The following is a 19013-nucleotide window of genomic DNA, read 5'->3' as shown; positions in this document are numbered from 1 at the left end:
CAAAACGCGGTCAGCTGCTGAGATGCTCACCCAGCAGTCGGTCCAACTCGACCGGCGCCTCGTCCGGAATCCAGTGGCTCACGCCGCTGAGAACCTCGAACCGGTACGGGCCGTCGACAAACGCGGGGGTGAGCGCAGACCCTTTGGGGCCGATGGCGGCGTCGCCGTCACTCCAGACGTGCAGGGTCGGCACGGTGACCCTGGCAGTTGCGGGGTTCGGCTTGGTCATCCACATCGCGCGGTACCAGTTCAGACCGCCGCGTAGCCGACCGGGAGCCAGCATGGCGTTCAGATCGCGCCGCGCGTTCTCCGGCGTCTGCCCGCTCGAAATCAGGAACTTTTCACCTGCCGACGTGGAGGACAGAATCTTCTCGGGGACGAAGGGTAATTGGAACGCCCCCATGTACCACGACTTCAGTCCCTGTGTGCTGGTCACCATCGCCTTGACGAACGCCAGTGGGTGCGGAACCGACACCGCGGTCACGGTATCGAGCAAGTCCGGCCGTTCGGCGGCCACCTGCCATGCGACTGCGGCACCCCAGTCGTGGCCGACCAGGTGCACTTTGCCCACCGCGAGCGCGTCGATCAGTGCGACAGTGTCAGCGGCGAGTTCGGACCCACGGTACGCCCAGCGCGCTTTCGGCCTGGCGCCGGGTGAGTACCCTCGCTGATCCGGTGCGACGGTCCGGAAGCCGCGGGCGTGCAGTAACGGCGCAAGGTGATCCCATGAGCGGGAATCCTGCGGAAACCCGTGCAGGAGAACCACGACCGGACCGTCGGCGGGTCCTTCGTCGCGCACGTCGAAGGTCAGCCCGGACCGGGAGTACGAGGTGAGGCGATCCGCCGGTGTAATCATAGCGCCACGCTAGTCTTCGCGGCCCTGGTAACCGGAGCCTTTTCACCGGCACGCAGGAACTGACCTGTCTTTTCGATTCCGAATCCGGGGGCGAATTCACCTTCGCGGTAGACGAGTCGGCCGTTGATCACCGTAGCGACCGCTGCGTCGTCGCTGCGGTTGACCATCCGGCTGATCCCGCCGTACTCGGGAACCTTTGCCTCGAACAACCCGTCCACGGACTCGTCGAGCCCGGCCGGGTCGATGACAACGAAGTCCGCGCGGTCACCCTGGCGTAGATGCCCGGCGTCGATGCCGTACCAGTCCGCCAGTTCGCCTGTCAGGCGGTGGATTGCGCGTTCGATGGTGAGGAACGGCTTGCGGTCACTCTGAGCGTCCTTGACGCGCTTGAGGAGTCGCACCGGGTAGTTGTAGAACGCCATGTTGCGCAGATGCGCGCCGGCATCGCCGAAGCCCATCTGCACACCGGAACTCGCGGCGAGTTTCTTCGCGAACTTGGGCCGGTGATTGGCAATGGTGGTGCGCCAGCGAAGATCTCGCCCGTACTTCACCACCAGGTCGAGGTACGCGTCCACCGGGTGCACTCCGCGGATGTCACCGACCTGACCGAAGTTCTTGCCGATCAACGTCTCGTCCGGGCATCCCACGATGACCGCATCGTAGAAATTGCGATGCCAGATGCGGGGTGAGAACTTGTTGTCGTAGTCCTTACGGAATGCGCGACGGTACGACTCGTCCTGGAGCAGTTCGTTGCGCTCCACCTGGTCCTTGAGGTGCAAAGCGGCGGCGCCGGCGCCGAACTCCTCGAACACGACGAGGTCGATTCCATCCGCGTAGACGGTGAAGGGAACCGGCAGGTGCTGCCACTTGAAATCGGTCTTGGCGAAGCGATTGAGCAGTGGGGCCGCAGCGAGCATGAAGTACACGATCACCGGGTAGGCCTTCGAATCCGCGCCGGAGAGCAGCGACGTCTTGAGCGGCTTCTTGCGTCCGATCGCGGAGCTTTCGGCGAAGAACGCCGCGACGTTCGGATGCAGGTTGATGGTCGGAGCGCTCTGCAAGATCTTTCCGCGATCACGAAGGATGCGATTGAGGAATCGGAACTCTTTCCACCGTGCATACGTCGACGGCAAAGAGCGAGAACGATATTCGTCGCCGTCGATCTTGTCGAGGGCATTGGTCATCGACGACAGGCCCAGCATCCCAGCGTCGATGGCATCCTCGAGCATCGAGCCCATCCGGCCGAGTTCCGAGCGAGTCGGCTTGACCTTCTTGTCGGTGCCGCGCCCCAGTCCGAGTACGTGCGTGCGGATGTCGGAATGACCGATGAAGGCCGCGACATTGGGTCCGAGGGGAAGGGCTTCGAGGGCGGCGGTGTACGCCGCGGGACCGGTCCAGGTCTTGTTCGCTTCGAGGATGCGCAGCACCGCGTCGTGGGGAACTGCTTCGACCCGGCTGAACAGATCCGCAATCTCGCGCGGGGTCGAATACACCGTCGACAGCGAGCAATTGCCGAGCACGACCGTCGTGACGCCGTGGCGAACCGATTCCGGAAGCCCTGGACTGACCAAGGCTTCGGCGTCGTAGTGCGTGTGGACGTCGACAAAGCCGGGGAGAACCCATTTGCCGGCCGCGTCGATCACTTCTGTGTCCGGCCCGATCTCGAGGCGCGTCGTGGACACCTCCGCGACCACGCCGTCTCGAATTCCGAGATTACGACGCAGACCTGGAGCCCCCGTCCCGTCGAACCACAACCCGTCGTTGACCACGATGTCGAAAGCAGACACTGTCGGACTCCTCGCCTCACGTATGTGTTACCTCACGTTATAGACAGCGTTGAGTAAAAGTCAATGAACCATTCGAACCAATACATAAGATGACGGAATGGCTGCAGTCCCCCGCTCCCCCGAAGACCGTCAGAGGCAAATCCTCGAGGTGGCAGTACAGATGCTGCGGACCGAGCCTTTCGACCAACTGTCGATGGATCGCGTCGCAGCCGAGGCCGGTGTCTCGCCGCCACTGCTGTTCCACTACTTCAAGAACAAGAAGGGTTTCCAGAACGCCATCCTCGAGGCCGCCTCGGCCGATCTCGAAGATCGAATGCGACCGGATCCCGAGCTACCCATCACGTCCCAGCTGCGCTCAGGTATCGAGACATTCGTCGACGCCGTTATCGAGCACCCCACCATTTACCTCGCCGTGATGCGTATGGCCGGCAGTGGCGACGTTCGAATGCGCACGATCTACCGAGGCATGCGCCGCACTTTCACCACGTGGATCGTCGCTGCGCTGACGAATCTAGGCATCGAATCGAATGCGACCGTGGAGGCGACAATCGCCGGGTGGCAGGCATTCATGGAGGAAATCGTCGTCAACTGGATCGACGAGCCGACGCTCGAGCGAGGCGAAATGGTCGACCTCTGCGAACGAATCTTCTACCACTGCCTACCGGCAGCGGGCATCAGCGTGGAGCAAATAGTGGCAGCCACCGTTGTCGCGACGGCCAGTGAGTCCGGCGCAACACAACTGTGATCTTCGTGCCGGGGTTTCACAGGTGGTCACGATTGGGTATCTTGCTTGCAGTGGCACTGGACCACGACCCCAACACATGAAGGATCCAACATGGAGTCTGTCGAAAACGTATTGCCCGAGGGTGTCAAGCTCGAAGACGTCTTGAGTGTCCTCAAGGTCGCAGTTGCGGGCATCGGCCTCATCAGCGCACTTTCGGCATTCAGCTGATCGCAAAGCGTCATCGACAGGCCGGACTTCGGGGAGTCCGGCCTGTTTTTTGTTTACGTTCCTGAACAATCCGTGAACTTTTCAGCAACTTCAGCGCAAAGCGGTCATTTCGACCCAAACAAGCGTCCAGTTTGCTAACTTGTGTCTGCGACACAAGGTCGTACAGAAACACCACGCAGACACAACCTTGTACATACACACCTGTACATACGACACGGAGGACCGAAACATGGGTTCCATCAACACCCTCAGCGCCGTCATCGACATCATCAAGGTCGTCCAGCCGTTGATCGCCAAGCTCAACCTCAGCTGATTCGCTTGGACCACACCCCTGCCAGGGCGTAACTCGAAATGGGGCCGACATCGTCGGCCCCATTTTCCGTAGGTGCCCTATCTCAGCCGAGTGCCTTCTTGATCTCTCCTGCCAGTACCGACGCCAGCTGCGGCGGCACCGCATTGCCGATCATCGTGCGCACCGCTCCCCACTTACCCTCGAAGACGTAGTCGTCGGGAAAGGTCTGGAGGCGAGCAGCTTCTCGAACGGTCAACGATCGCGTGTGTTTCGGATGCACGTTGCGTGAAGCCGAGATCATCCCGAAAGTGGTTCCGACCGTGGACGCCGGCTCGTCCCACCGGAGGCGCTTGTACGTCGTGTTGTACCCGGACGACGGTCGCATGGCCGGATCTTCGTTGTCGTGCGCCGACATTCCTTCTGGTACATCACGCAGCCACCGCAAGACGTGCTCGGGATGTTCGACGGCCCAGTGCAGCGGGTCCGTCTCGCAGGCCTGCCCGGATTCCAGCGGGGCCAGGTCGACGGTGGCGTCGCGGAAAGTCCTCAGCGGTGCAACATCATTCACGCCGTGAGTCTTCGGCGGGAAACGCAGCGGCCCGATACCACTGTCGCGGCGGGTCGCCACGATGAACACTCGTTCCCGGAACTGCGGCACTCCGTAATCCTGCGCATTCACCGTGTTGACCGAGGCGTCATAACCGCATGCAGCCATCTCGCCGAGAATCCGGTCGACGACCATCCCACCGTCCGGGTCTTTCATGCTCAGCAGCAGCCGAACATTTTCCATCACCACGACCTTCGGCCTCACCAGATCGGCGAGCTCGAGTAGGTTCCGGAAGAGATGGTTACGCGGATCGTCGCGGTCTCGCCGGCCGGCGAGACTGAAACCCTGACACGGCGGCCCCCCGGCCAACACATCGATATTCACCTGTGCCAGAAGATCTTTCACCCGGGCTTCGTCGATCGCCCGGATGTCCTCACCGAGGCACTTCGCGCCGGGGAAGTTCCGATCGAAGGTCGCGCGCGCCTCCGGCACGACTTCGATGTATCCCTCCACCGAAAACCCCGCCATCCGAAAGCCTTCGGCCATACCGCCACAACCGGAGAACGCCGTCAATACGGTGGGGCCACCGTTTCCTGCCCCCGCGACCGCACGCCTGGCCACCGAGGCGGGGTCGTTGACCGGTGTCGCTCGACGCGCACGGGTACTACCGCTCGATCGCTTCCGGGGGGCCGCGTACGTGCCCTCACGCTTGGCTGCTTCCAACGCGGAGAGGGCCGTGAGGACTGCTCGCTCAACCGGTGGCTTCGGATATGCCTTGTCGAGTTCCCACGCGGAGACGACTGCTGACGAGACTCCCGCCTGGCGGGCGAACTGGAACTGACTGATCCCCACGTGCAAGCGCCGCGATCGCAGGTCCTGTCCCGAAATCAATTCAGTGCCTCACTCATGTGGTCCGCTCGCTCCGGCAGCCCAGACTATCGCAGCCGACCCCGCGAACCGGGACCACACAAGAGAGACCGGCAGGCGATATGCCTGCCGGTCTCCGACACGAGCGGATGACGGGACTCGAACCCGTGTGAACGGCTTTGCAGGCCGGTGCCTAGCCACTCAGCCACACCCGCGTCAGTGAGTAACTCTGCCCTGAGTGACGATCTCGAACCACAGTTCCGCTCAGCATGATTCGAGTGCGTTCTCGCCAAGCGTTCCAGTCTCTGGGAAAAGTGCGGGCCTTTCGGGAACAAATCGGTCAGTCTCGATGCTGACTCCCTCGGTGGGCGCAGGTCATTCGATTGCGGCCCGAATTTCGCCCGAACGACCGAGCAGTTCGCCAGACCCAGACAACCCAGAAGGTTTCATGAGTGCCGAGAACACCGCCATCGCCCCGCCCGTGAAGGCAGCCCCGCTGGAAACGAGCAGTATCGACCGTAAGCCGAGCGTCGGGAAGATTCTTGCCCTCGGTTCCATGACTGCACTCGGGCCCTTCACCATCGACATGTACCTGCCCGCGCTGCCGGATATCGGTGCCGATCTCGGGGTCTCGTCGTCAACGGTTCAGCTGACCATCACCGGAACTCTCATCGGCCTCGCACTCGGCCAGCTGTTGGTCGGGCCGCTCTCGGACACTCTCGGCCGCAAAAAGCCGCTGCTTGCCGGAATCGGCGTCCATATCCTGGCTTCGCTGCTGGCGGTCTTCGCACCGAGCATCGCTGTCCTCGGCATCCTGCGGGTTTTCCAGGGCATGGGCGCGGCGGCCGCGGCAGTGGTGACCATGGCGATCGTCCGCGACCTCTACAGCGGTAACACCGTTGCCGTCGTGATGAGCCGGCTGATGCTCGTGCTCGGCGTTGCGCCGATCCTGGCGCCCAGCATCGGTGGCGCCCTCCTCGTCGCCCTCGACTGGCGCGGGATCTTCGTCGTCCTGGCACTGATCGGCGTCGGCACGGCGATGATCGGTGCGTTCGGACTGTCCGAAACACTGCCGAAGGAAAAGCGTCGCCCGAGCGGATTGACGTCGGTTCTCCGCACCTACGGTTCGCTGCTCGGCGACCGCACGTTCATGGTCCTGACGCTCGTCTCCAGCGTCGGTATGGCGTCGTTGTTCGCGTATGTCTCGGGCGCGTCGTTTGTCTATCAGGATCAGTACGGCCTCAATCAGCAGGAGTTCGCACTGCTCTTCAGTGCGGGCGCTATCGCGTTGATCGGCGCTTCGCAGGTCAACGTTCGACTGCTCGATCGCTGGACTCCTCAGCAGATCACCAAGTGGGCCCTCGTGGCTGCCGTTGTCTCCGGGGCCGTCGTCATTGCTGTCGCGGTCCTGGAACTCGGCGGACTCGCCGGATTCGTGATCGCACTGTGGGTCATGGCCGGCGCCATCGGGTTCGTTCTGCCCAACGCCCCGGCACTGGCCCTCGCTCGTCACGGCGAAGCGGCCGGTACTGCCGCGGCAATGCTCGGTGCATTCCAGTTCGGCGTCGGTGCGGCCATCGCGCCGGCAGTCGGTCTACTGGGAAACACGAGCACAGCCCTGGCCGTCACGATGACGGCGTGTGTGTCGCTCGGTCTGATCGCTCTTCTGGCTACGACCCGAAAGAGTGAATCGGTCTAACCGGCAGCGGAGAACCACTCGCTGTAGAAGGTGGCAAGTCCCAGGACGCACGAGATCGCGACGAAGATCCAGAATCTTGCGATCACGACGGTTTCCGGCCAACCGAGTAACTCGAAGTGATGATGGATCGGGGCCATCTTGAATACGCGTCGACCGGACGATCGGAAGACCAGAACCTGGATGATCACCGACAGGATCTCAGCGACGAACAGGGCGCCGATGATGACCATCAGCAGCTCGGTGTGCGTCGTGACGGACAGGCCGACAACCAGGCCGCCGAGTGCCAAGGAGCCGGTGTCGCCCATGAAGATCTGAGCCGGGGCGGCATTCCACCAGAGGAAGCCGAGGCACGCCCCGCCTGCGGCGGCAGCGACGATCGCTAGATCGAGAGGGTCACGAACGTCGTAGCAACCGGCGGCAGGCTCGAGGACACACGAGTTCCGGTACTGCCAACCGGCGATGACGACGTAGGTCCCCAGGATCATGCCCATCGAACCGGCCGCGAGACCGTCGAGGCCGTCGGTGAAATTGACGGCGTTGGACCAGGCGAACACCAGAATGCAGAAGAAGACCACAAAGCCGATGGCACCCATGGAGAACACCGAGATGTCACGAACATGGGACAGGTACTGGCTTCCGGGAGTGACTCCGTTGTTGTTGGAGAACTGCAGGAACAAAATGCCGAAGATGATGGCACTTGCCAGCTGTCCGACAGTCTTTGCCGTCTTGTTCAGCCCGAGATTGCGCTTCTTGCGGATCTTGATGAAGTCGTCGAGAAAGCCGACGATTCCCAGTGACGTCGCCAGCGCGAGAACCAGCCAACCGGATGCAGACAGCCGCGGTAGCCGCGAGCCGAAACCGATGATGTGTGCCGCCAGGTAGCCCGCCCACATGCCTGCGATGATCGCGATGCCGCCCATTGACGGGGTGCCACGCTTGCCCTGATGGCTCTGCGGACCCTCGATCCGAATCTCGTGCCCGAGCCCCTGCCGCGAAAGCACACGAATGAGAAACGGAGTCAGGAAGAGCGCGACGAACAACGAGACGCCACCCGCTACGAGGATTGAAATCACCCGTGGGACTCTACAGACGTAAGCGGCTGCGACACACAATCAGACAAGGCACCCGACCGCTTGCCAGCATGGGATGATCGAACCTATGTCTCCCCCCGCGCCGCTCCCCCTCGACCCCATCGAAGAGGCGCATCGTCAGTGGACGGAGCACGGGTGGAGCGACGTCGCCGACGGTATGGCTGCGGTCACGTCGGTGATGCGTGCGCAGCAGATCATGATGGCGCGGGTCGAAGAGGTACTCAAGCCGCTCGGGTTGACCTTCGCTCGCTACGAACTGCTGACGCTTCTCACCTTCACCAGGTCGGGCGCACTCCCGATGGCCAAGGCGAGCGCCCGACTCCAGGTCCACCCCACCAGCGTCACCAATGCCGTCGACCGTTTGGAGAAAGCGGAGTTGGTCAGGCGGGTCCCGCATCCCAGCGATCGCCGTGCGACGCTCATCGAGATCTCCGACGCGGGTCGCGCGCTGGCCCTCGAAGCCACCGAAATGCTCAACAGCAAGGTGTTCGCTCACCCCGGACTCCAGCAGGACAAGCTCGAGCAATTGGTGACGATCCTCACTGAACTTCGCAAGACTGCGGGTGACTTCGACACCGGCGGCGCACCGACCAAGTGGTGAACCGACCACCCGTACACACAAAGAAACTGCCCTCACACTCTCGACGAGTGTGAGGGCAGTTTCAGCGCTGTTGAAATTCAGCGGTGCTTGAATTCTGCCGACCGCTTCTCCACGAACGCGGTCATGCCTTCCTTCTGATCCTCCGTCGCGAAGGTCGAGTGGAACACCCGACGCTCGAAGCGGACGCCCTCGGCGAGGGTGGTCTCGAAGGAGCGGTTGACTGCTTCCTTGGCCATCATCGCAATCGGCAGCGACATCTCGGCGATGGTGGTTGCGGTCTTCAGGGCATCGTCGAGCAGATCGGCGGCCGGAACGATCCGGGCAACCAGGCCTGCACGTTCGGCTTCTTCTGCGTCCATGTTGCGGCCGGTGAGGCACAGCTCCATGGCCTTGGCCTTGCCCACGGCGCGCGTAAGGCGCTGCGAGCCACCGATACCCGGAATGACACCGAGCTTGATCTCGGGCTGGCCGAACTTCGCGGTATCCGAAGCGATGATGAAATCGCAGAGCATCGCAAGCTCGCAGCCACCACCGAGCGCGTATCCGGAGACGGCGGCGATCAGCGGCTTACGAGCTGCTGCGACGCGATCCCACGGGGTGAAGAAATCCTCGACGTATGCGTCCATGTACGTCTTGGACTGCATTTCCTTGATGTCGGCACCGGCGGCGAAGGCGCGCTCGGAACCGGTGATCAGGATGGCTCCGATGCCGTTGTCCGCTTCGAGGTCGGCAACCGCGGCGACGACCTCGTTCATCAGCTCGGAGTTCAGCGCGTTGAGAGCCTTCGGGCGGTTGAGCGTGATGACGCCGACGCGACCCTTACGCTCGAGGATGATGGTGTTGAAGTCGGTCACTACTGTCCTTCGGTCGAACGGTCACGGATGTCGTTGATGATGGCAGAGAAGTCCTGACCGCCACCGCCCGCGGCATGGAAGCGACTGTAGAGTTCGGCGGCCTTGAGTCCGATCTCCGCATCGACGCCGTTGTTGCGCAACGCATTTGCTGCCAGACTCAGGTCCTTGTCCATCAGTGCAACAGCAAAGCCGGGCTGATAGTCGTTGTTGGCCGGGCTGGTGGGCACAGGTCCCGGAACCGGGCAGTTGGTGGTCAGTGCCCAGCACTGTCCCGAGGCGTTGGACGCCACGTCGAAGAGCGCCTGGTTGCTCAGGCCGAGCTTTTCGCCCAACACGAACGCCTCGCTGATCGCGATCATCGAAATGCCGAGGATCATGTTGTTGCAGATCTTGGCTGCCTGGCCGACACCGGCGTCGCCGCAGTGAACGACCTTGCGGCCCATCACGTCCAGCAACGGTGACGCGGCTTGGAAGTCAGCCTCGGAACCGCCGACCATGAATGCCAGCGTGCCTGCGGTAGCTCCGACGACTCCACCGGAGACCGGTGCGTCGACGCTGCGGTGACCGGCCGCTTCGGCCTTGTCGTGCGCCTCGCGGGCGTCGGCGACGTCGATGGTGGAACAGTCGATGAACAGCGTGCCCGGTGTTGCCACCGGCAGCAGCTCTTCGTACAGACCCAGAACGTGCTTACCGCTCGGCAGCATCGTGATCACGACGTCGGCACCGCGAACGGCGTCGACCGCCGAATCCGCCACCGATGCACCGTCTTTGACTGCCTGCTCCAGCGCCGCAGGTGCCAGGTCGAAACCGACGACCTTGTGTCCGGCCTTGACGAGATTGGCCGCCATCGGGCCACCCATGTGACCGAGTCCGATAAATCCAATGGTGCTCATTAGTGATGCTCCTTCGGCGGTGATCAGTTGCCTTGCGGTTGAGGGGCGAGTCCGAGCTCGTTGTCGCCCAGCGGGGCGAAGTAGGCGTCGACGGATTCTGCCGTGACGTCGTCGAGAGTTGCCGGCAACCACTTCGGGTTTCGGTCCTTCTCCACGACCTGGGCGCGAATGCCCTCGACCAGATCGTGTGAGGCGAGCGCAGCGGTCGAGACCCGGAACTCCTCGTTGAGGACTTCTTCCAAGCTTGCTGCTTCCTTGGCATGCCGCAGAGATCGCAGGGTCACCGACAGTGCAATCGGGGACTTGCCGAGAATCTGCTCCGCTGCCTTCTCCGCTTCGGGGATTCCACTTGCGCGAAGACGCTCGACGATGGTGGATACGTCGTCGGCGGAGTACGCGGCGTCGATCCAGCTCTGCTGGGCCAACAGTTCCGACACCGGAGCCGGCTCCGCGTACTGCGCCACGGCGTCGGCAACCGAAGACGACGCGAGTGCGGCGATGAACGTCTCGATGTTCTCCGACGGGATGAAGTGGTCAGCGAAACCTGCTGCGATGGCATCGCCGGCGCTCAGTCGCGCCGTGGTGAGCGCGATGTGCGTCCCGAGTTCACCGGGAGCACGCGAGAGCAGGTAAGTTCCGCCCACGTCTGGAATGAAACCGATTCCGGTCTCGGGCATTCCGATCATCGAGCGCTCGGTCACGATGCGAATGTCGCCGTGTGCGGACACTCCGACGCCACCGCCCATGACGATCCCGTCCATGATCGCGACGTACGGATTCGGGTAGTTCGCGATCTCGGAGTTGAGGATGTACTCCTCACGCCAGAAGTCGAGCGAACCGGTCTTGCCGTCCTTGGCGTCATGGTAGATCGAGACGATGTCGCCGCCGGCGCACAGACCACGCTCGCCGGCGCCCGTGAGTACGACTGCCTTGACGTCGTCGTCGGACTTCCATTCCTCGAGGGCCTTGGCCATCGCCTTGACCATCGAGTGGTTGAGGGCATTGATCGCCTTGGGACGGTTGAGAGTGATGAGCCCCAGCCCGTCACGCTTTTCGATCAATACCTCGAGCTCGTCGCTCATGCTGCTCCCTGCTTTCCCTGACCTGATGCGACCACGCTGCGGGCGATGACCACCCTCATGATCTCGTTGCTGCCTTCGAGGATCTGATGAACCCGAAGATCGCGGACGATCTTCTCGATCCCGTACTCAGCAAGATAGCCGTACCCGCCGTGAAGCTGGAGGGCCTTGTTGGCTACGTCGAATCCGGTGTCGGTGGCAAAGCGCTTGGCCATCGCACACAACTCCACGACGTCGGACGCTCCGTCTTCGAGTGCGGCAGCGGCGCGCCACAGCAACGTCCTGGCCGCTTCGAGTTCGGTACGCATGTCGGCGAGCTGGAACTGCAGGGCCTGCGACTCGATCAGTGCCGAACCGAAAGCTTTGCGGTCCACCAGATATGCGACTGCCTTCTCCAGCGCTGCCTGGGCCCCACCGACCGAACAGGCGGCGATGTTCAGCCGGCCGCCGTTGAGACCTTTCATGGCGATGCGGAATCCGCTGCCCTCTTCACCGAGCATGTTGGCGGCAGGAACTCGCACGTCTTCGAAGATCACCTGACGGGTGGGCTGCGCGTTCCAGCCCATCTTGATCTCGTTGGCACCGAACGACAGTCCGGGCGAATCCTTGGGCACGATGAACGCCGAGATCCCCTTGGCACCGGCAGATCCGGTGCGTGCCATCACGACGTACACGTCGGAAGTGCCTGCGCCGGAAATGAACTGCTTGACGCCGTTGAGGATGTAGTCGTCGCCGTCACGAACGGCCTTGGTGCTCAGGCCCGCAGCATCGGAGCCAGCGCCGGGTTCGGTGAGGCAGTAGCTGCCCAGTTGATCCATCGAGCAGAGTCCGGGAACCCACTTGCGGCGCTGTTCGTCGTTGCCGAACTGGTCGATCATCCACGTGACCATGTTGTGGATGGAGATGTACGCGGCGATCGACGGATCGCCCTTGGCCAGCTCTTCGAAGATCCGGGCAGCGTCGACGCGACTCAGCTCACTGCCACCCACGTCTTCACGAATGTAGATACCGCCCATTCCCAGGGACGCCGCCTTACGGAGGACGTCCACCGGGAAATGCTTGGTCTGATCCCACTCCACTGCGTTGGGCGCCAGATGCTCGGCCGCGAAGTCGCGGGCAGTGTCACGAATCGCCCGCTCGTCATCGGTCAGAGTAAACATGGAAAGTGTTCCGATCAGTTCATCGTGGGGATGACGAAGTGGTTGGTCTCTTCCTTCTTGCCGGAAGGCCAGCGCTGCGTCACGGTCTTGGTCTTGGTGTAGAAGCGGAAGGAGTCGGGACCGTGCTGGTTCAGGTCACCGAATCCGGAGCGCTTCCAGCCACCGAAGGTGTGGTACGCGATCGGGACCGGGATCGGCACGTTCACGCCGACCATGCCGACGTTGACGCGAGCGGTGAAGTCACGCGCGGTGTCGCCGTCGCGGGTGAAGATGGAGACACCGTTGCCGTACTCGTGTTCGGTCGGAAGACGCAGTGCCTCTTCGTAATCGGCAGCGCGGACCACCTGAAGGACGGGTCCGAAGATCTCTTCCTTGTAGATGCGCATGTCCGAGGTGACGTTGTCGAACAGGGTTGCGCCGGCGAAGAATCCACCTTCGTGGCCTTCGAGGGTGAAGCCGCGGCCGTCGACGACTGCCGTTGCGCCCTCGTCGATGCCGATCTGCACGTAGTTGTTGACGCGGTCGAGGGCATCCTGGCAAACGAGCGGTCCGAAATCGACGCCTTCGTCGTCACTGCGACCGATCTTGAGCTTCGCGACGCGCTCCTTCAGCTTCGCGACAAGAGCGTCCGCGGTCTCCTCGCCGACGGGAACGGCAACCGAGATGGCCATGCAACGCTCGCCGGCGCTGCCGTAGCCCGCACCGATCAGGGCGTCGGCAACCTCGTCGAGGTCCGCGTCCGGCATGACGATCGCGTGGTTCTTGGCGCCACCGAAGCACTGTGCGCGCTTGCCGTGAGCTGCAGCCGTCTCGTAGATGTACTGAGCGATCGGCGTGGAGCCGACGAAGCCGACGGCCTTGATGCGATCGTCGGTGAGCAGAACGTCGACAACTTCCTTGTCACCGTTGACGACGTTGAACACACCCGCGGGCAGTCCTGCTTCGAGGAAAAGCTCGGCCAGGCGCAGCGGCACGGAGGGGTCACGCTCGGAGGGCTTGAGGATGAAGGCGTTACCGGCGGCGAGGGCGGGGCCGGCCTTCCACAGCGGGATCATCGCGGGGAAGTTGAAGGGCGTGATGCCGGCAACGACGCCGAGCGGCTGACGCATGGAGTACACGTCGATGCCGGTGCCGGCACTCTCGGTGAATTCACCCTTGAGCAGGTGCGGAGCGCCGACGGCGAACTCGATGACCTCGAGGCCACGCTGGATGTCGCCCTTGGCGTCGGCGACGGTCTTGCCGTGCTCGGACGAGAGGAGGCGGGCCAGAGAATCCATCTCGGCCTGGGCGAGCTGCAGGAACTTCATCAGCACGCGGGCACGCTTCTGCGGGTTGAACGCTGCCCACACCTGCTGCGCCTCTTCGGCATTGGCGATGATGGCTTCGGTCTCGGCCTTGCTCGCGAGGGGAACGCGGGCCTGCACCTTGCCGGTGTTGGGATCGAACACGTCCGCAAATCGATCAGATGTCCCGGGAACACGCTTGCCACCGACGAAGTGCGTCAACTCGTGAACCGTCGCATTTTCAACCATTGTGCTAACCCGTTCCTTGCTCGTATGGACCGCCCAGGAGGCAGCAGTGAATATGTCTACCATCCTATAGTTGGATGTCCATGTATGTCTAGAGCCCAAGGGCTGTGCGCCTTTATTAACCGCGGGGGGTTAATAAGGGCGCACAGCGCGGAGCGCGGCTGCCGCTTCCTGCGCGACTACTGCATCGGTGACGTCGTATCCGTCCGATCCCCCACCAGGTCCGCCGGAAACTGCGACAACCTTGCGCGCCGAGAGATGCACCGCATCGACGCCGACGGCAGCGATTGCCGGGATGTCGTCGACGGTTATTCCGCCACCGGCCATGATCTGGATCCGGCCCGCGGCATGTTCGACCATTCGACCGATCTCGTCGAGTCCCTCATTGCAAGTGTCCGCACCCCCGGACGTCAGCACGCGGGTCACGCCCAGGTCGATCAGTTCGTCCAGCGCGGTCAGACGGTCGGTCACCACGTCCATCGCACGATGTACTGTCACCTCGACTCTCGCCCGGTCCACGCATCCGATGATGCGGCGCAGCACGACGGTGTCGATCGAATTGTCTTCTGTCAGCGCGCCGATCACGATGCCGGAAGCTCCACCGGCCACAGCAGCATGTACGTCGTGCTCCATCACCCACACTTCGTCGGGTGAGAACACAAAACCTCCGGCGCGCGGACGGATCAGCGGGTGTACCGCGATCCCCACCTCCGTCGCAGCCTCGATCACTCCGATGCTGGGCGTCAATCCCCCCGTCGGGCCGAGTGCCGCACACAACTCGACTCGAGTCGCTCCCACCGAACGCGCGATCCTCGCCCCCCGCACGTCCTGCACAGCCAGCTCCAGAACCGTCATGTCAGAAGGACTGCCACGACGGCTTGTGTTCGAGCGCATACCGGTAGTAGTCGGCAAGTTTGAGTGAACTGGCCGCAGCTTCGTCGATGACGACGGTGACATGGCGATGCAATTGCATCACCGAAGCCGGGCAGAACGCAGACAACGGACCTTCGACGGCAGCGGCGATCGCATCGGCCTTACCTTCTCCGGTCGCGATCATCACCAGATGCCGTGCATCGCTGATGGTTCCGAGACCCTGGGTGAGCACATGGTGTGGGACGTCGTCCACCCCGTCGAAGAACCGTGCGTTGTCGATCCGGGTCTGCTCGGTCAGCGTCTTCACGCGAGTTCTCGAGGTCAACGACGACCCTGGCTCGTTGAAGCCGATGTGACCGTCGGTGCCGATGCCGAGCAACTGCACGTCCACTCCCCCGGCCGCCGCGATGCTCTGGTCGTATCGCGCGATCTCTTTCTCCGGGCACGGCGCTTCACCGTTGGGACTCGACACCATCGCCGGATCCAGATTGACGTGATCGACGAATTCCGACCGAATCACCGAGTAGTACGACTGCGGATGGCGTTTCGGCAATCCCAGGTACTCGTCGAGCAGAAACGCCCGAGCCAGCGAGAAGTCGAGTTCGGCATCGCGATGCCTCGCTGCCAGTTCACGATAGGTTCCGATCGGCGACGACCCCGTTGCAAGCCCGAGCGTCGTCGCCCCGGCTCTGACGTAGCCTTCGACGATGTCCGCGACGGTCGAGTCGACCTCCGCGGGTGTCGGCTGAATTACGATTTCCATGATTTTTCCATTCCGGCGGCTTTTCCGCCGAGTAGTACACGCCCCAGGCGCAAGTGACGATCGGTGACCACGATGTCGGCTCGGCAGCCCACGGCCAGCGATCCGATCAGGTCGCCAAGTCCCAGCAGACGCGCTGGGCTCCGAGTTGCCGCTGCGACAGCATCTTCCAGCGCGACGCCGCCGTCGAAGACAGTGCTGCGAAGCACGTCGAGCAATCTTGCAGTCCCTCCGGCGATGGCACCGGAACTGCCGTCGGCGGTCGCGAGTCTTGCTACACCGTCGGCAACCGTGACGTCGAGCGCACCGAGTTGGTAGTCGCCGTCGTCCATTCCCGCCGCGGCCATCGAATCACTGACCAAGGCGATCTGGTCCGGTCCGACAGCGTCGAAGACCATCGACACGGTCTCGGGCGCAAGATGCACACCGTCTGCGATCAGTTCCACCACCATCTCGCCTCTCGCGGCAGCCGCCAGGCACGCCGCGACGGGACCCGGAGATCGATGGTGCAGGGGCGGCATCCCGTTGAAGAGGTGGGTCGCGCTGATCTGTCCGGCCCAATCCCCGTGCACCGCAGCATCGATGCGCGCCGACGTCGTTGCCGCGTCGGCATCGGTGTGACCGAAACTCGGCACGATGTTGCGATGACGCATGATCGCGAGCAACTCTTCGAAATTCTCGGTCTCGGGCGCCAAGGTCATGGACCGCACGGTCCCACGCGCGGCGTCACACACGGCTTCGAGCAGATCCGGATCACCGGGAATGATCGCCGCCGGATCCTGGGCACCGCAGCGGACGCCGTTGATGAACGGCCCCTCGAGGTGGATACCCAGAAGTTCTCCGCGTTCGACCAGATCGGCGAGCATCGTTGCTTGTCGCACCAGATCTGCGCGCGGTGCGGAGACCAGGCTGGCCAGCATTCCGGTCGTGCCGTGCTCGCAATGGTGCGCCGCCGCGCGGCTCGCTCCATCGGCGTCGGTGTTCGGGAAACCAGCACCCGCGGCGCCGTGGCTGTGGACATCGATCAAGCCGGGCATGATCACCGCGTCGGTGCGTTCCGGAATGACGACGACGGGTGTGGACGCCACATAGTCCGCAGCCGAGCCGACCCAACTGATCTTTTCGCCGTCCACGACGACGACTCCGTCGTGAATCCTCCCGGCCGGAGATCCGATCACAGTTCCCCGCAATACGATCGGATCGCCGACAGTAGCCGAGCCTGATGTACTCATGCCGACTCGCGAATCCGCGCGACGGCCGCTCTACCCTCGATCGGGTTTCGCGCGCCCCGCGCCGCCGCGGCCATGTCCTTGCACACCGCCAGATCGAGAGAGGCCAGTTGCGCGCGAACTGCGCCCAATGCCGGGACCGACATCGACAGACTGGTCACGCCCAAACCGACCAGAACCGGAGCCAACAGCGGGTCCGACGCGGATTCTCCGCACACACCAACTGGTTTTCCGGCATCGGCGCCCGCCTGACCGACCATCGCGATCAGATCGAGGACCGCCGGCTGCCACGGATCGAGCAGTTGCGCCAGGCCTCCGGCCATACGATCCACGGCGCAGGTGTACTGGCTCAGATCATTGGTACCGATACTGACAAAATCGAGGTGCTCGAGGATATCCTTCGCCCGCAACGCTGCAGCTGGAACCTCGATCATCGCTCCGACCTTGCCGATCCCCCGCGAACGCGCAAGTTCTGCAAAGTCTTTCGCCTCGTCGGCCGTAGCTACCATCGGCGCCATGACCCACAGATCGGCACCCGTCGCATTGCCTGCCGCCGCGAGGGCGTCGAGCTGGCTGATGAGCGTGTCGGGATAAACCGTGCCGACACGGAGCCCGCGGATACCAAGGGCCGGATTCTCCTCGACCCCGAGATCGAGAAACGGCAACGGCTTGTCCGAACCCGAATCGAGAGTGCGGACCACCACCTTCTGTCCGGCGAAGTGCCCGAGCACCGACGCGTACGTCTGCGCTTGCTCCTCCACCGACGGCGCGTCGTGACGCCCGAGATACGAGAATTCGGTACGGAACAGTCCGACGCCCTCGCAATCCGCCGCTCCGGCCCGCGCGGCGTCCTCGAGGGTTCCGATGTTGGCCGACAACCTCACCGCGAACCCGTCACGCGTGCGTCCTGGACCCTGTGCCGAAGCCGACTGCTCTGCCACGAACGATGCTTCGAGGACAGCGCGCTCGCGCATTTCTGCCGAGGGATCGATGGTGACCGTCCCGGTGGTGCCGTCGAGGATGAGGAGTTTTCCCTCCGCCAGCAGATCGGTTCCCGAGCAGTTGACCACGGCCGGGATTCCGAGCGACTTCGCCAAGATTGCGGTGTGGCTGGTCGGACCTCCTTCGGCAGTCAACAATCCGACCACGTCACTGTTGCCCAACGTCGCTGTATCCGCCGGAGCGAGGTCGCGCGCCACCAGGATGTACGGATGACCGGGAGCGGGGATTCCGGGCATCGGCTCCCCTCGAAGAACGGCCACGGCTCGCTGCCCGAGATCGCGCAAATCCGTTGCCCGCTCGGCCATGTACCCGCCGAGCGCCGTGAGCTTTTCACAGAAGGCGTCGAAGGCAACTGCGACGGCGTGTGCGGTCGGCAGCCCCGATTCCAGGTTCGCCTTGGCCGCCTTCACGATGCCCGCGTCGCGCGCCATCGCAGCCGACGTCGTCAGGATCTCCGCGGAGACGCCCTCGACTGTCTTTGCACGCGAGAGCAGTTCCTCCGCGACGACGTCCAGTGCCTCACGGATCCTGATCAGCTCCGCCTCGGGACTGCCCGTGATCGGGTCCGCCGCCGAGGTCGGCTCAGGCGTGGAGAATCGCAACCACGGCGCGCAGACCGAACCCGCGCTCACTCCGATACCCGCGATGCGGTTGTCCACACTCGCCGTCATCAGGCTTCGTCCAGTTCGGATGCGAGAAGCTCTGCGAGCGAACCGACCGCAGCGTCGGCGCCGTCACCGTCAGCACGCAAGGTCACCGAATCCCCGAATGCTGCACCGAGAGTCATGACAGACAACATGCTGGAGGCATCGACGGGTTCGCCGTCGCCGAGCGCGATGGTGACGTCTACCGGTAGATCGGCTGCGGCGCGCGCGAAGAGCGCTGCGGGTCGTGCGTGGAGTCCGACGCGGGATCCGATTGTCGTGGTTGCGATCGCCATGT

The 19013-nt window shown here is 63.3% G+C and carries 18 protein-coding genes and 1 tRNA gene; 4 read left to right on the top strand and 15 right to left on the bottom strand.

Annotation, left to right across the window (positions count from 1 at the left end; all coding sequences use genetic code 11):
- Nucleotides 1-10: 10 nt before the first annotated feature.
- Together G4D79_RS15665 and G4D79_RS15660 are read right to left on the bottom strand one after the other, a co-directional pair.
- On the bottom strand, nt 11-856 hold the full coding sequence (locus tag G4D79_RS15665) for an alpha/beta fold hydrolase (RefSeq protein WP_099698498.1): 846 nt from the start codon (nt 854-856) through the stop codon (nt 11-13).
- Complete coding sequence (locus G4D79_RS15660) at nt 853-2643, bottom strand: amidohydrolase family protein (RefSeq protein ID WP_003941306.1); 1791 nt, start codon at nt 2641-2643, stop codon at nt 853-855. The genes G4D79_RS15665 and G4D79_RS15660 overlap by 4 nt, the downstream gene beginning before the upstream one ends.
- Nucleotides 2644-2740: 97 nt before the next feature.
- Between G4D79_RS15660 and G4D79_RS15655 the strand changes: the two genes are divergently transcribed.
- Both G4D79_RS15655 and G4D79_RS34980 read left to right on the top strand, forming a co-directional pair.
- Nucleotides 2741-3388 carry a TetR/AcrR family transcriptional regulator gene (locus G4D79_RS15655; protein ID WP_003941289.1) on the top strand — a complete coding sequence of 216 codons (648 nt, stop codon included), beginning with the start codon at nt 2741-2743 and terminating at the stop codon, nt 3386-3388.
- 394 nt (nt 3389-3782) lie between these two features.
- On the top strand, nt 3783-3908 hold the full coding sequence (locus G4D79_RS34980) for a hypothetical protein (RefSeq protein WP_003941303.1): 126 nt from the start codon (nt 3783-3785) through the stop codon (nt 3906-3908).
- A gap of 82 nt (nt 3909-3990) precedes the next feature.
- Here G4D79_RS34980 and dcm read toward each other — a convergent pair whose 3' ends face one another.
- Both dcm and G4D79_RS15645 read right to left on the bottom strand, forming a co-directional pair.
- Entirely contained in the window at nt 3991-5286 is a 1296-nt protein-coding gene (gene dcm, locus G4D79_RS15650; protein ID WP_063316884.1) for a DNA (cytosine-5-)-methyltransferase, read from the bottom strand.
- A 159-nt stretch (nt 5287-5445) separates the two neighbouring features.
- Nucleotides 5446-5516, bottom strand: a tRNA-Cys gene (locus G4D79_RS15645).
- Between the two features lie 233 nt (nt 5517-5749).
- Here G4D79_RS15645 and G4D79_RS15640 point away from each other — a divergent pair.
- Nucleotides 5750-7000 (top strand): multidrug effflux MFS transporter, encoded by a 1251-nt coding sequence (locus G4D79_RS15640; RefSeq protein WP_099698316.1) that lies wholly within the window; start codon nt 5750-5752, stop codon nt 6998-7000.
- Here the strand turns inward: G4D79_RS15640 and mraY are convergent.
- Nucleotides 6997-8073, bottom strand: coding sequence for a phospho-N-acetylmuramoyl-pentapeptide-transferase (mraY, locus tag G4D79_RS15635; protein ID WP_003941316.1), 1077 nt, complete (start codon nt 8071-8073; stop codon nt 6997-6999). The genes G4D79_RS15640 and mraY overlap by 4 nt on opposite strands.
- 85 nt (nt 8074-8158) lie before the next feature.
- Between mraY and G4D79_RS15630 the strand changes: the two genes are divergently transcribed.
- Entirely contained in the window at nt 8159-8692 is a 534-nt protein-coding gene (locus G4D79_RS15630) for a MarR family winged helix-turn-helix transcriptional regulator (protein ID WP_054825961.1), read from the top strand.
- A 77-nt stretch (nt 8693-8769) separates the two neighbouring features.
- Here the strand turns inward: G4D79_RS15630 and G4D79_RS15625 are convergent, their stop codons facing one another.
- The 10 genes from G4D79_RS15625 to G4D79_RS15580 form a co-directional block, all read right to left on the bottom strand.
- Nucleotides 8770-9546: an enoyl-CoA hydratase gene (locus G4D79_RS15625; RefSeq protein ID WP_003941374.1), complete on the bottom strand. Its 777-nt coding sequence runs from the start codon at nt 9544-9546 to the stop codon at nt 8770-8772.
- A complete protein-coding gene (mmsB, locus tag G4D79_RS15620; RefSeq protein WP_099698295.1) occupies nt 9546-10439 on the bottom strand; it encodes a 3-hydroxyisobutyrate dehydrogenase in 894 nt (297 codons plus the stop codon). The genes G4D79_RS15625 and mmsB overlap by 1 nt, the downstream gene beginning before the upstream one ends.
- Nucleotides 10440-10462: 23 nt before the next feature.
- Nucleotides 10463-11521, bottom strand: coding sequence for an enoyl-CoA hydratase/isomerase family protein (locus tag G4D79_RS15615; RefSeq protein ID WP_099698296.1), 1059 nt, complete (start codon nt 11519-11521; stop codon nt 10463-10465).
- On the bottom strand, nt 11518-12678 hold the full coding sequence (locus tag G4D79_RS15610; protein ID WP_099698297.1) for an isobutyryl-CoA dehydrogenase: 1161 nt from the start codon (nt 12676-12678) through the stop codon (nt 11518-11520). Before G4D79_RS15610 ends, G4D79_RS15615 begins: the two co-directional genes overlap by 4 nt.
- Before the next feature lie 14 nt (nt 12679-12692).
- Nucleotides 12693-14210, bottom strand: a complete 1518-nt coding sequence (locus G4D79_RS15605; RefSeq protein WP_003941275.1) for a CoA-acylating methylmalonate-semialdehyde dehydrogenase — start codon at nt 14208-14210, stop codon at nt 12693-12695.
- A 129-nt stretch (nt 14211-14339) separates the two neighbouring features.
- Entirely contained in the window at nt 14340-15062 is a 723-nt protein-coding gene (locus tag G4D79_RS15600) for a copper homeostasis protein CutC (protein ID WP_099698298.1), read from the bottom strand.
- Nucleotide 15063: 1 nt separating this feature from the next.
- Complete coding sequence (gene nagB / locus G4D79_RS15595) at nt 15064-15843, bottom strand: glucosamine-6-phosphate deaminase (protein ID WP_021334281.1); 780 nt, start codon at nt 15841-15843, stop codon at nt 15064-15066.
- Nucleotides 15831-17072 carry an N-acetylglucosamine-6-phosphate deacetylase gene (locus G4D79_RS15590; RefSeq protein ID WP_099698299.1) on the bottom strand — a complete coding sequence of 414 codons (1242 nt, stop codon included), beginning with the start codon at nt 17070-17072 and terminating at the stop codon, nt 15831-15833. The genes nagB and G4D79_RS15590 overlap by 13 nt, the downstream gene beginning before the upstream one ends.
- Complete coding sequence (gene ptsP, locus G4D79_RS15585; RefSeq protein ID WP_099698300.1) at nt 17069-18742, bottom strand: phosphoenolpyruvate--protein phosphotransferase; 1674 nt, start codon at nt 18740-18742, stop codon at nt 17069-17071. The genes G4D79_RS15590 and ptsP overlap by 4 nt, the downstream gene beginning before the upstream one ends.
- Complete coding sequence (locus G4D79_RS15580) at nt 18742-19011, bottom strand: HPr family phosphocarrier protein (RefSeq protein WP_003941322.1); 270 nt, start codon at nt 19009-19011, stop codon at nt 18742-18744. Before G4D79_RS15580 ends, ptsP begins: the two co-directional genes overlap by 1 nt.
- Nucleotides 19012-19013 lie beyond the last annotated feature (2 nt).

The sequence above is a fragment of the Rhodococcus sp. WY5 genome (genome assembly GCF_018588185.1).
GTDB lineage: Bacteria > Actinomycetota > Actinomycetes > Mycobacteriales > Mycobacteriaceae > Rhodococcus_F > Rhodococcus_F qingshengii.
The sequence above is the reverse complement of the archived record's forward strand: the minus strand, read 5'-3'. Positions and strand labels throughout refer to the sequence as shown.

What these genes read in the sequence shown, in the direction of transcription:
- G4D79_RS15665 (WP_099698498.1), bottom strand. Translation starts at nt 856, where the DNA reads ATGATTACACCGGCGGATCGCCTCACCTCGTACTCCCGGTCCGGGCTG.
- G4D79_RS15655 (WP_003941289.1), top strand. Translation starts at nt 2,741, where the DNA reads ATGGCTGCAGTCCCCCGCTCCCCCGAAGACCGTCAGAGGCAAATCCTC.
- G4D79_RS15640 (WP_099698316.1), top strand. Translation starts at nt 5,750, where the DNA reads ATGAGTGCCGAGAACACCGCCATCGCCCCGCCCGTGAAGGCAGCCCCG.
- G4D79_RS15630 (WP_054825961.1), top strand. Translation starts at nt 8,159, where the DNA reads ATGTCTCCCCCCGCGCCGCTCCCCCTCGACCCCATCGAAGAGGCGCAT.
- mmsB (WP_099698295.1), bottom strand. Translation starts at nt 10,439, where the DNA reads ATGAGCACCATTGGATTTATCGGACTCGGTCACATGGGTGGCCCGATG.
- G4D79_RS15615 (WP_099698296.1), bottom strand. Translation starts at nt 11,521, where the DNA reads ATGAGCGACGAGCTCGAGGTATTGATCGAAAAGCGTGACGGGCTGGGG.
- G4D79_RS15610 (WP_099698297.1), bottom strand. Translation starts at nt 12,678, where the DNA reads ATGTTTACTCTGACCGATGACGAGCGGGCGATTCGTGACACTGCCCGC.
- G4D79_RS15605 (WP_003941275.1), bottom strand. Translation starts at nt 14,210, where the DNA reads ATGGTTGAAAATGCGACGGTTCACGAGTTGACGCACTTCGTCGGTGGC.
- G4D79_RS15600 (WP_099698298.1), bottom strand. Translation starts at nt 15,062, where the DNA reads ATGACGGTTCTGGAGCTGGCTGTGCAGGACGTGCGGGGGGCGAGGATC.
- nagB (WP_021334281.1), bottom strand. Translation starts at nt 15,843, where the DNA reads ATGGAAATCGTAATTCAGCCGACACCCGCGGAGGTCGACTCGACCGTC.
- G4D79_RS15590 (WP_099698299.1), bottom strand. Translation starts at nt 17,072, where the DNA reads ATGAGTACATCAGGCTCGGCTACTGTCGGCGATCCGATCGTATTGCGG.
- ptsP (WP_099698300.1), bottom strand. Translation starts at nt 18,742, where the DNA reads ATGACGGCGAGTGTGGACAACCGCATCGCGGGTATCGGAGTGAGCGCG.
- G4D79_RS15580 (WP_003941322.1), bottom strand. Translation starts at nt 19,011, where the DNA reads ATGGCGATCGCAACCACGACAATCGGATCCCGCGTCGGACTCCACGCA.